General features: G+C 40.7%; 8 protein-coding genes and 1 pseudogene. 3 read left to right on the top strand and 6 right to left on the bottom strand.

Annotated features, from left to right (window positions below; genetic code table 11):
* Positions 1-13 precede the first annotated feature (13 nt).
* From BG00_RS14670 to BG00_RS14650, 5 genes are all read right to left on the bottom strand, one after another.
* Positions 14-784 carry an SDR family oxidoreductase gene (locus BG00_RS14670; protein WP_013462836.1) on the bottom strand — a complete coding sequence of 257 codons (771 nt, stop codon included), beginning with the start codon at positions 782-784 and terminating at the stop codon, positions 14-16.
* The gene (locus BG00_RS14665) at positions 781-1,470 is read right to left on the bottom strand and encodes an iron-containing redox enzyme family protein (RefSeq protein ID WP_016900001.1); all 690 of its coding nucleotides are present in this window, start codon (positions 1,468-1,470) and stop codon (positions 781-783) included. Before BG00_RS14665 ends, BG00_RS14670 begins: the two co-directional genes overlap by 4 nt.
* Positions 1,471-1,477: 7 nt before the next feature.
* A complete protein-coding gene (locus tag BG00_RS14660; protein WP_445322883.1) occupies positions 1,478-2,935 on the bottom strand; it encodes an AMP-binding protein in 1,458 nt (485 codons plus the stop codon).
* A 2-nt stretch (positions 2,936-2,937) separates the two neighbouring features.
* Positions 2,938-3,594, bottom strand: a complete 657-nt coding sequence (locus BG00_RS14655; protein ID WP_036983612.1) for a thermostable hemolysin — start codon at positions 3,592-3,594, stop codon at positions 2,938-2,940.
* An 87-nt stretch (positions 3,595-3,681) separates the two neighbouring features.
* Positions 3,682-5,202 (bottom strand): sensor domain-containing diguanylate cyclase, encoded by a 1,521-nt coding sequence (locus BG00_RS14650; RefSeq protein ID WP_036983610.1) that lies wholly within the window; start codon positions 5,200-5,202, stop codon positions 3,682-3,684.
* A 303-nt stretch (positions 5,203-5,505) separates the two neighbouring features.
* Here BG00_RS14650 and BG00_RS14645 point away from each other — a divergent pair, with 303 nt between their 5' ends.
* The 3 genes and pseudogenes from BG00_RS14645 to BG00_RS14635 all read left to right on the top strand — a co-directional run bounded on the left by BG00_RS14645 (position 5,506) and on the right by BG00_RS14635 (position 10,214).
* Positions 5,506-7,317, top strand: coding sequence for a glycoside hydrolase family 3 protein (locus tag BG00_RS14645; RefSeq protein WP_036983607.1), 1,812 nt, complete (start codon positions 5,506-5,508; stop codon positions 7,315-7,317).
* Position 7,318: 1 nt separating this feature from the next.
* Complete coding sequence (locus tag BG00_RS14640) at positions 7,319-8,053, top strand: 5-oxoprolinase subunit PxpA (protein ID WP_036983606.1); 735 nt, start codon at positions 7,319-7,321, stop codon at positions 8,051-8,053.
* 154 nt (positions 8,054-8,207) lie between these two features.
* Positions 8,208-10,214, top strand: a pseudogene (locus tag BG00_RS14635) (prolyl oligopeptidase family serine peptidase).
* Positions 10,215-10,898: 684 nt separating this feature from the next.
* Here BG00_RS14635 and BG00_RS14630 read toward each other — a convergent pair.
* Positions 10,899-12,500: an isocitrate lyase gene (locus BG00_RS14630; protein ID WP_036983605.1), complete on the bottom strand. Its 1,602-nt coding sequence runs from the start codon at positions 12,498-12,500 to the stop codon at positions 10,899-10,901.
* Positions 12,501-12,716: the final 216 nt, after the last annotated feature.

The raw sequence follows: 12,716 nt of genomic DNA, 5'->3' as shown, positions 1-12,716 counted from the left end.
AATAAATCCTCTATTAACCTAAAAAGCTTTTTATTTTAGGGAGTTGTTTAGCAATTGCGTTATCTACAATACGTGGGAAAACGCCATTGATACGTGCAAAAAGTTTCTCAGGAAAACCAATAAATCGTCTGGTTTTATTTGAGTTTAATAACGCAACTAACTCATCAGCCACCAACTGCGGTGAATCCATTTGATTACCAAGCGCTTTGTTCATTGCCCGCGTTTGAGCATCATTAATGTCGGTATCAGTTGCTCTAGGTGCCAAATAAGTAACTCTAACGCCAGTGTCTGAAAGCTCTCGTGATAACGCTTCGCTAAAACCACGCAAACCAAATTTACTGGCACAATAAAGTGTTTGATATGGGTAACCTATGCTGCCAAAAGACGACCCAACATTAACTATGGTGCCTCTATTCGCTTGCAGCTGCTCTAAAAACAGTTGGCATAGTTTCATCGGGACGGCTAAATTAGTGCTCAGTAGATTATCAATTTGTTCACTACTACAACTACTTAAGCTTTGCATAACATTAATGCCTGCATTGTTTATGAGTAATTTAGCACCGCCCAATTTTTTGGCTTTAATTGCCAATGCCAGCATGTTTTCTGCAACGGTTAAATCTCCCACAAAAGTCATACTACCTGGGCACTGGCTACTTAGCGCATTTAGCGCATCGCCATTACGCCCTACTAATAGTAATTGCCAACCTTGTGCGTGCAGTGTTTTGGCAATCGCTTGGCCAATTCCCCCTGTGGCTCCTGTTAAAACACATAAGCCGGTATTCATGCGTGTTGCTCTTGCGCTGATGCTTTAAAGAACGGCTCGTCATCTAAAGCGCGAAAAATATCACCGTACAAACGATAAAAACATTTTGCGCCATGTAAAATAGCTTGCTGATCGGCCTCATTAGTAATTTTGTTCATCAAGTTTTCAAAAAACTTTACGTGCTCTATATCAAGCGCACCATGAGAGGTTAAATAGCTAAATGCTTTTTTAGGTAAACCAACTGCATCAGCAATATTTGAAGCTGCGCCATCAGCCAGTGCAATTGAAGTCCCTTCGAGTACATGAACCATGCCAAAAAAGCTTAATGGATTTTTACGAGCGATACTGTCATAGGCATACGAGACCATCATTTCGGTAGCAAATTGTGGCTTACTATGGCGCACGCTTTCTTTATCAAAACCACACGCGGCAATATCGTTAAGCACCCATTCTTGGTGGCCAATTTCCTCTTCAATGTATTCGGCTACGGCTTCACGTAACCATTCTTGTTCGTCGGTCAAACGGGCACCTAACGACATCATTAATGGCACAGTGTGTTTTACATGATGGTAGGCTTGCGCTAAAAATGACGCATACTCTTCAAGTGATGCTTGGCCTTTAAAAACGCGCTGTATAATTGGCGCAGCTAATAAGTACTCACGCTCGTTTTGAGTTTGTGCTTTTAATGTATTAAAAAAATCAGTCATGAATCACTTATCCAAGTCGGTAAAATTGTTCAAAAATAAGGTCAAATTGCTGGCTAATAGCCTGGCGCTTAGGACGATTATTGGTCGTTAGTAACCCTTGCTGAACACTTAAAGGCTGAGCTAACCGATGCCACTTTTTAACTTGTGCATAATCGGGTAACTGTTGATTTACAAATTTCATATGCTCACTGAGTTGTTGCTCACTCAACTCAGGGATTGCATAAATAATCGCGGTTAAAAAAGGTTTGCCCTCACCAAAAACAACGGCTTGTATAATCGCGCTTTGGCTCAATATTAATGACTCAGGCCATTCAGCACTGACATTACGGCCCATGCTGGTAATAATCAGGTTTTTAAGTCGCCCTTTTATGAAGAGCTTATTGCCATGCTGGGTCACTAAATCGCCTGTTGCATACCAGTTATTTGGGTTATGCGGCGCTTGATTTAAATACCCTAAAAATAGCTCACCCTTTATGTACAACTGGCCTTTTTCGATTTTAATTTGTATGTGCGGTAGTACAGTACCGGCACTCTTTAAATCATCATTTTTGGGCGTATTTAAACTTACGACAGATGCCGCCTCTGATAATCCATACCCCTGATAAACAGGTAAATTAAGCTCTCTGGCGGTGGCAATTAAAGCATCACTCACGAGCGCTCCGCCAACTGCAATAAACTGTAATGACTTTGGCGGCTGCCAACCTTGCTTTGCAAACGCAATTAAACACGTTAATAACTCAGGCACTAAAATAAGGGTGTTAGGTTTTACACTGTCAATTGCGCTAATAAGTTTTTCAGGATTTTTTAACCCTGAGCCAACAAAACCCAATTCGTTTAACGGCATTAAATGTACACAACCGCCACTTAATAATGGTGCATAAATACCTGCAATATTTTCTAGTAATACAGGTAATGGCAGTAAACATAAGTGAGTTGGTTTACTTATACCTATTTGCTCACATAACGATTGTGCAACTTGCATTTGGCTAGGAGTTGATAAACACACACCTTTTGGCTCGCCTGTAGAGCCTGACGTGAAGGTGATTTTTTGCGTGCCCTCAAAGTAACTAATCGGTTCTTTAACGTTGAGCTGATAGATATACAAGGTGTAATGATCAAACAAAGTAATAGACAATGTATGCGTACCCAAAGAAAGCCTTGGCATATCACTTATAAACAACTGTGCACCACACTGTGCCAACACATATTGCGTTTGTTGTTGACTAAAAAAATGGGCAATCGGTATAGCCACTTTATTGGCAACGCTTGTCGCAGCATCAAGTACCAACCATGCAGGTGTGTTATCAAGTTGAAATGCAATTGCATCAGCATCTGAATTTGCAAAAATTTCCGCTACTTTATTTATTTCTTGAAGCAGCTCAGTGCCTGTTAACTGTTGTGTTTGATTCGCAAAATGCGCAACTACCGCCGGCTGAGTCGCTAAGTCATTTAAGCTATTTAACATACTCATACCGCCTCCAGCGCGTTGATTAATGCCGTAATGCCATGTGTATTTTGTTGTTTAATATCAAGTAGCATTAGCGTATTAAGTACTTGTAGATGTGCTTGCTCTAAATTAACAATGCATACTGTAGGCTGGTTCGCGTAGTAACTTCCCCAGCTTTTTGGTTGCTCAACAACACTGCTGTTAGCCAATGCAATTTCATTACACGTTACCCCTAATAAACGCAATAAAGCGCGTACATGTTTGGTGGCACAAAAAACCAAATTAGTAGCACCAATAGCTCTTAAAGCTTCATTAACAATAATAAAATGCGATAACGTGGCTTTTCTGTGTGTTGAATAGAGATTACCTAACTCAAACACTTTACTGCGCTGTGTGCCCATTGGTAAAAACTGCTCAATGGGCGCTGCTAAATATTGTTCAATAAATAAAGGAGAAGTGGCGTTTCTAAGCCCTAAAGTGCAATGCCCTTGCTGAGTTTTATACTGACAGAGTAATGGCATAAATGAAGTTAGGCTGGCATTGTACGCAGCTAAAAAGCCTTGTTTTACTGTATCTTCAAGGCGCTGACGGTGTTCATCACATTCTCTGGCGCTCACACACTGTGTGAACGACTGAAAAAGTGTTGATGATGACTGTTGTTGTTGAGCTAATTGCATAAAAGCATCGCCTGTATTAAATCTATAGGTAGAATTTAATAGGCGAAACTTAAATAAAACTTAAGGTAAATTAATTTTTTAAAAAATTTAATTTAGACTGGCAATAACGGTTTTATTTCGGCCCGTTTCTTTTGCATGATAGAGCGCTTTGTCAGCACATTTGTATACTTGATCAATATCATCACTATGCTGCGGCCATGTAGCAATGCCGATGGAGACATTTATACAACCAACTTTGGCCATCGGTGTATTCGCCACTTCATTACGTAACCGCTCAGCAATAACAAACGCACTATCGCTATTTTCGTTCGGTAATATAAGTAAGAATTCCTCCCCACCAGTTCGCGCGACAATATCATCTTTGCGAGATACCTGCTTGATCACACACGTTAAAGTTTTTAGTACCTCATCGCCCACATCATGGCCAAAAGTGTCATTAACCCGTTTAAAAAAGTCGATATCTATTTCTAGAACCGCAAAGGGGATCTGTTCTTGAATTAATTTATCTAACAATAAATACAAACCTCGCCGATTATGCGCACCAGTTAGCGGATCGGTGAGTGCATCTTGGCGTAATTGACCCATTTTCGACTGCAGTATATTAACTCCTTCTAACATGGCTGCTTTAAGTTGCTGACTTTCAAAATACCAAGATTTAATACTGTTAAGATTCGCTACGTTTTGTTGATCAGTCGATAAATTTGCACTGTCAGCTAGTAACCTAAGGGGCTTAGCAATAAAATGCGCTAACACACCAATCAATACAAAAGTAATTAATACAATTGGTAGCATTCGCTTAAGCACCAGCCCTTGAAAAGTATCTAACGTGGCAAGTGTTGCCACCTCACTACGCTGGGCAACTACGCCCCAATTAGCAAGTTTAACGGGCGAATATCCAGCAAGCATAGACACGCCTTGGCTATTTAAAACCCGGGTGTATCCATCTTCGCTTTGCAAAACACGCTCAATTACTGGGTTATTAATGACTTGTTCGCCAATCCGCTCAGTCTCAGGATGATAAAGTAAGGTTTTATTATCAGCCACCACATAAAAGTATGCCCCGCCATCGTAACTATGCTGTTTTAATAAGGCGTTTAAAATGCTCTGTTGTTCTAAATAAAAGCTACCGCCAATATAGCCGTAGTAGTTACCCATTTCGTCAAATAAAGGATAAGAAAGTACAACAATTAAGTTATTCGCAAGCGATACATAAGGACGACTAACCAATGGACGCTGTAGTTTAAAGGCTTGTTTAGAATGAGGTGAATTAACGGTTTTATTAATAATATTTAATGAAACAGGTGAGGCCGCTTTAACGACACCTTGCATGTTAATTGCTACCGAATTAAAGCTATGTGTTTGGTTTAAAAGGCGGTTGGTTTCAGCTTGGAGTAACTCAGTATTGGTAATGTCTTTAGCAATAATTTTGGCTGAAAACTCAAGTTGCTGCATCGCGGCGGCTAAAAAGTGATCGGTCGCCGAGGCAAGCTTACTAGCAAATACATGGTTACTTTTGAGAGTATCTTCTATTACCCGTTCTTTTTGTACTTGGTAACTAATGTATAAACCACTGAACAAAATAGCGGCTGTAGCAGTGATAGCTAACAACAGAATTAATTGCCTAAGTTTAAAAGTAAATGGTGATCGAAAACGCAACTTATTATCATCCTAAGCAAATAAAAACGACTGCTATGTACTACATATATCCTAAATATAATACAGAAATTAAACTAAGTAGCCTAATTTTTGTTATTTTTGGAATAATAAAATGACATTTATTATATATGTCGGGTTTTGCAGTTAAGCTCAATAATAGTTAAGCTGCATGCACTTTATTTTTATTTAGCCTTGAGGTGTGTGTTGCTAAATAAGTACCTGTTGTCGTCTTCTCTTTTTTTAATCGGATGTTTCATGCCAATAAAATCTTCTTTTGCCGATTCTGCGCTGTCGCTTGAACAGCAACTTGGGCAAAAACTTATGCTCGATTTACGCTATTTTTGTCACCAAGGCAGCAGTGAGCGCTGCAGAACAGCATTAACCGAGTTACCAGATACACTAGCCAAAGCGATTAGCCGTTATGATATTGGCGGGGTTATTTTATTTTCTGAAAACACCCAAAGTATTGAACAAATAATTAGCCTTAATCAGCAACTGCAACAAGCTGCGTCTCAGTCTAAATCAGGCTTACCGCTTTTTATTTCAATTGACCAAGAAGGTGGACGCGTAGCACGACTGCCACGTGATGTGGCCACTTCATTTACCGGTAATATGTCAATTGGCGCCACCTATCCAGAGCATGGCACTTATTTCGCAACTCAAACCGCGAATGTTCTTGCCACGGAGCTCTCAGCATTGGGGATTAATGTAAATTACGCGCCAACCGTTGATGTAAACATGAACCCAGATAATCCGGTAATTAATGTCCGCTCTTTTAGTGAAAACCCAAATGATGTAGCAGTATTAGGTGCCGCACAAGTTAGTGAATTTGAAAAAAATGGCATTATTAGCGCACTAAAGCATTTTCCTGGGCATGGCGACACCAATGTAGATAGTCATACCGGCTTGCCTAAAGTGATGCATTCAAAAGAGGTGATTTACGCACAAGATTTAGCGCCCTTTAAACACATTATTGAGCAGCATAGTCCGGGCATGATAATGACTGCGCATATTCAGTATCCAGAGCTCGATAGCAGTACCTTGACTAATGTTGATGGCAAACAAATGATCAAGCCCGCGACAATGTCGCGTAAAATCATGACCGATATTCTACGTAAAGAACTTAACTATCAAGGTGTGGTGGTAACCGATGCACTTGATATGGCAGGTATTAGTCACTTTTTTAGTCCAACTCAAGCAATTATAAACACCTTTGCCGCTGGGGTTGATATTGCGCTGATGCCAATAGAGATTAGAACGCCAGATGACATTAAAAAGCTCGATGCTCTCATTGAGTCATTAGTCAGTGCGGTTAAATCAGAGCAACTAAACGCACAGGAAATTGCGCATTCAGCACAGCGTATTATCTCACTTAAAAGTAAATTTAAATTAAACGCTTCGCCTGTTCCCATCAAAGCATTAGCCAATGCCAAGCACATTATTGGTAAAAAAGCACATCGCGAATTAGAAGCGTCACTGGCCTTAGCGGCGATCACCCAAATAAAAAATAACAACAACACCTTGCCACTTAAGCTTACTGCTGGCCAACACATTCATATTATTATGCCCGATACGCGTAAATGTATGGCCATACAACAAGCCATAATAGCACTGAGCTCACACGCATTAGTTTATAGCTGTAGCAGTTTACAAGGTTTTGACCCTGTTGATGCTCAGCGTAATATAAACCAAGCTGATATTATTATTGCCGGAAATGCCACGCCTAATCAAAGCGCAGTGGAAATTGGCGGGATGGATGATTTAGCCGATAACCCAGACTTTGCCCTCAATAACGCAGAGCAACCTAAAGCACTTGAATCATTACTTAAAATGGCTAACAAGCAACAAATACCCACCGTGTTTATTAGTTTGCGAGCTCCTTATGATATTGCGCAGTTTGGCGACTCTGCCGATGCAGTATTAGCTTCATATGCTTATAATATTGACGTAGACAAAAACGAGCAAGTATCTGGGCCTGCATTTACAGCACTTGCTAAAGTATTACTCGGTCAAGCCCCTGCTAAAGGCAGCTTACCGGTAACTATTAAACAATCAAAGAGCCACTAATATGAAACTCAATTGTGATTTAGGTGAAAGCTTTGGCGCGTGGAAAATGGGGCTTGATGATCAAGTAATGCCGCATATTGATATGGCAAACATTGCCTGTGGTTTTCATGCGGGCGATCCTAGTGTTATGGCCAATACTCTTAAGCTCGCTAAACAGCATAATGTTATGATTGGCGCTCACCCAAGCTACCCCGATAAACAAGGATTTGGCAGACGCTCAATGAACCTAAGTGTGGCCGAGCTCACTCAGTGTTTACACTACCAAATAGCTGCCCTTGATGGTATGGCAAAGGCACAAGGATTAACCCTTAGCTATGTTAAACCCCACGGTGCGCTTTACAACGACATGATGAAACACCAGCCATTACTTAGTGCTGTGATGGGCGCAGTTGCCAGCTACCCTGCTGACCTAAAATTAATGATACTGGCCACGGCCGATGCTAAACACCACCATACAATGGCACGTCATCTTGGACTAACGCTTGTTTTAGAAGCGTTCGCAGACAGGCTATATACAGATCAAGGGCACCTAGTAGCAAGAAATATAGCAGGCAGTGTGCATGATAAAGCAGCATTATTGGCACAAGTTAAACAGCTTTTAACTAGTAACAGTGTGACTACCCAGTCAGGAAAATCGTTAAAACTTAACGCCGATAGTATTTGTGTGCACGGTGATAACGCCCAAGGTGTTGCGCTTATTGAAGATATTAAGGCACTTTGCAGCGCAAGCGTATAACTTCCTCTAAGCTGTAAACCCCCTTTACAGCTTTTACTTTCTTTTATCACTTTCATTTATTGGTAGTTTTAAATACTGGCTTCGTCGCATCTGACTGTTAATTATCCCTCTCCTACCCTCTAAATAGAGCTGTGATTTAAAACAGGGATAAATAATGAAAACGTTTTTAGCTATGAGTCTTATACTGGGCAGCAGTCAATTAGCTGTTGCCAATACCGATACATTACAACTTCAAGATATCTTTAATCTTGAATATGCCAACCAAATAGACATAACAGAAGACGGTAAAACCGTGTATTTTGTTCGCAACCGCATGGATATTAAAACCGACCGTAAAGTAGGCAATATTTGGTCTGTTGATTACAGCACAGGGCAACTACAACCATTAACTTCTGGTGTATTCGCCAGTAGTCTCTCCTGACGGACAGCGACTTGCTTTCATATCAAACCGAGATGGTAGCAACCAAATATATTAAATGGTTAAAAACAGGGGCTATCGCTAAGGTTAGTAATTTAACTAGCAATCCAAGCTCACTAACTTGGACTCCTGATTCAAACCAGCTGGTATTTAGTATGTTTGTTCCAATGGCGACGTCTGCGCCTGTCAGCTTAACTGGAAAACCAAAAGGTGCCACGTGGGCAGAGCCTGCTAAATATATTGACGATGTTTATTATCGTGCCGATGGAGGGGGTTATACTGAAAAAGGGTTTAGTCAATTATTTACACTTGATGCCAATGGCGGTAATGCTCAACAACTCACCAACGATAATTTTAATAATGGTGGGGGAGTCAGCTTTAGTAAAGACGGTAAAACTTTGTATTTTTCTGCTAATCGCAATGAAAATAATGAATTGAAGCCCACTAACACTGAGCTCTATCAACTCGATTTAAACTCGCTAGCCATTTTCCCTCTAACTGAGCGTAATGGGCCCGATCAACAACCTAAAGTGTCACCCGATGGCAAATACCTTGCCTATACAGGGTATGACGACAAGCGTACTAATTACGAAAACACCCAACTCTATATTCGCGATTTAAAAACAGGGAATACTCACAGCCTAACCACCGATTTTGATAGAAGTGTTGGCCAAATTAAGTGGAGCGCGAACTCAAAAGGGCTTTATTATAGCTATGCCGATGAAGGGCAAACTGCGCTGGCTTATCAACCTCGAAGTGGCAAACGCAAAGTGATTACCGAACAAATAGGCAGTGTTGCGTTTGGTCGCCCTTATTCCGGTGGCGATTTCGATATTAGTGAAAATGGTCATGTTGCATTTACATTGGCCGATACCCAGCGCCCTGCTGATGTAGCCACAATAAAGCGCGGTAAAGCACAGCGCTTAACCGATTTAAATTCTGATGCACTCGCAACCAAGCAACTCGCTGAGGTTGAAGAATTATGGCTTAAATCAAGCCACGATGAGCTGCCAATACAAGGCTGGATTGCTTACCCACCGGGTTTTGATAAATCAAAAAAATACCCACTAGTGCTTGAAATTCATGGTGGCCCTGTCGCTAATTATGGCCCGCACTTTAGTGCCGAAGTACAACTTTTTGCCGCTAAAGGGAACGTGGTTTTATACATGAACCCGCGTGGTAGTGATTCATACGGTAAAGAGTTTGCGCAAACCATTCATCATAATTACCCAAGCAATGACTACGATGATTTAATGACGGGTGTTGATGCACTCGTTGCCAAAGGGTTTATTGATGAATCTAAACTATTTGTAACCGGTGGCTCTGGCGGCGGTGTATTAACTGCTTGGATTGTAGGTCATACAGATCGCTTTGCTGCAGCTGTGGTTGCCAAACCAGTAATTAATTGGATCAGCTTTGTACTCACTGCCGACTTCCTATCCTTTCTTTGCCGATTATTGGTTTCCGGGCAAACCTTGGGATCATATTGAGCATTACATGAAACGCTCACCCATCAGTTATGTTGGCAATGTTAAAACCCCAACCATGTTACTCACGGGTGAGGCAGACTACCGTACGCCTATTTCAGAAACAGAGCAGTTTTATCAAGCCTTAAAATTGCAGGGGGTTGATACCGCGATGGTGCGTATTCCAAACGCTTCACATGGTATAACTGCCCGTCCATCAAATTTAATGACTAAAGTGGCTTACATTCAGTGGTGGTTTGATAAGCATTCGAAATAAAACGTAGAGTTATGAGTAACGAGCTATACAAGCTCGTTGCTCGAAGCTCACAAGTGTAAACCCCCTTTACAGCAATAATGTGAGTAATCCCTTACATACTTTAGCTAAATATCGGACTTAGCTTCAAACTGAGTTGGTAAAAATTCGGTTTATACTAACTCAACCCCTTTGAGTTAGTAAAAATTCGGTTTGAGTCACTGTTTATAAGCCCTCAGTTAGTAAAAAAATGTTTTATAAGTAGCGACAGTTAGTAAAAAATCGGTTTATTACTTTCTAAACCCTAGTTAAAAATCTTTAAATTAAGCGTTTAGATGCTCAAATTGAGGATTAGAAAGGCAAATCTACCCTTAATGATGAAGAGAATGGCTGTTTTTATCATGGTTAGTTAAAACCTGATCTGTATTTTAACTAGCTAGTTAAATCGTGATCTGCTTTCACTATGTTAGTTAAACTCTGATCTATATACGGCAAAAACAGTTAATTTATTGTGCTTACACGTGTCAAAGCGTAATCAACATAAAGTCCTCACAGCCAAGCATAAACATCCTTTAAATTTATTTACACTCTTAACCTGCATTGCATCCCTGAATAACTAGCTAGTAAAATACTGATCTATTAAATTATGCCTTTATGCAGGCATAAAAAAAGGGCCTTGCGGCCCTTAAGTAACACTATCTAGTTGAATTAGAATTGGTTCATGGTGTTAGCTTCACCACCGGCTTTAAGTGCATTCTCGCCAGAGAAGTACTCTTTGTGTGTATCACCAATGTTTGAGCCTGCAAGGTCTTGATGCTTAACTGACGCTTGTTCACGACGGATTTCTTGACGCTGTACGTCACGTACATAAGCCAGCATACCTAAGTCACCAAAGTAACCTTCAGATAGAATATCTGTACTTAGTGCCGCTGTATGGTACGTTGGCAATGTGATTAGGTGATGGAAAATACCTGCTTCACGTGCACCATCGCGTTGGAAGTTTTGTACCAGTAAGTCTGCAGCTGCAGCAAGCTCTGTTGAATCCATTTCTGGAGCCATAAGCGCTTTGTTATCATCAATACTTGGGTAAGCGCTAAGGTCACGACCTGCTTCTTGCCACTCTTGGTATACTTGCTCACGGAACTTAAGCGTCCAGTTGAACGACGGTGAGTTGTTGTATACTAATTTAGCATCTGGAACTTGTTCTTTAACGCGATTTACCAGCTCTGCAATTTGTTTTACGTGTGGTTTTTCTGTTTCAATCCACAGTAAATCAGCGCCTGACTGTAGGCTAGTTACACAATCTAGTACTACACGGTCTTTTTCAGTGCCTTCGCGGAACTGGTATAAACCATTGTCTAGGCGTGTAGGCTTACAAAGCTGGCCATTAAGCTTCATTGCTGTTTCGCCTTCATTCAAGTCATCAACACTGTTTACTGGGGTTGTTTCTAAAAATGCATTGTATTGGCTTGCTAAGTCACCTGGTTTTTTTGAAACCGGTACTTTTTGCGTAAGGCTTGCACCTAGTGAATCGGTACGCGCAACGATAATACCGTTATCAATACCTAGCTCTAAAAACGCGTAACGTACTGCATTAATTTTAGCTAAAAAGTCTTCATGAGGAACGGTCACTTTACCTGCTTGGTGACCACATTGCTTAGCGTCTGATACTTGGTTTTCGATTTGAATAGCACATGCACCCGCTTCAATCATCTTTTTAGCAAGTAGGTAAGTCGCTTCTTCGTTACCAAAACCGGCGTCAATATCAGCAATGATTGGCACAACATGCGTTTCAAAGTTATCAATTTTATTAAGCACTGCTTGAACGTCGCCGCCGTTTGCTTTTGCATCGTCTAGCTCGTTAAATAAATGGTCAAGTTCACGTGCATCCGCTTGCTTTAAGAAGGTGTAGATTTCTTCGATAAGTGCAGGTACTGATGTTTTCTCGTGCATACTTTGATCTGGAAGTGGACCAAACTCAGAGCGAAGCGCTGCAACCATCCAACCACTTAGGTATACGTAACTGCGTTTAGTTGTTTTTTGATGACGCTTGATTGCCATCATCATTTGTTGCGCAGTAAAACCATGCCAACAACCTAAAGACTGTGTGTACTGGCTTGTATCTTTATCGTATGCAGCCATGTCTTCACGCATGATGTCTGCTGTAAATTGTGCAATATCAACACCAGAGCGAAAACGATTTTGTAAACGCATACGTGTTGCGTATTCAGGATTAATTGTTTTCCATGCACTGCCTTGTGATTGGCATAATGTTGCTAGTGTATCTGTTTCGCCTTGATATGTTGTCATAATAAAGTCCTTCGAACGGGTATTAATATTTATTGTTGAGAGAGTGACTACATCACGTTAGCTCTGTAGCGCTTAATTAAACATTAGGCTTATTTTTTAGATTTAGTAAATTTATAGTTTTTATTGCGGCTATACATATAGTGAATGACTAAAAAGCATTCAAAGCCACTTTTTTGCGATATGGTAGGTGTACGCATATAAAAAATTGCACACTGT

It is taken from the genome of Pseudoalteromonas sp. SCSIO_11900 (assembly GCF_000576475.1).
In the GTDB taxonomy this organism is placed as follows: domain Bacteria; phylum Pseudomonadota; class Gammaproteobacteria; order Enterobacterales; family Alteromonadaceae; genus Pseudoalteromonas; species Pseudoalteromonas tetraodonis.
This window is presented reverse-complemented; position numbering and strand designations above follow the sequence as displayed.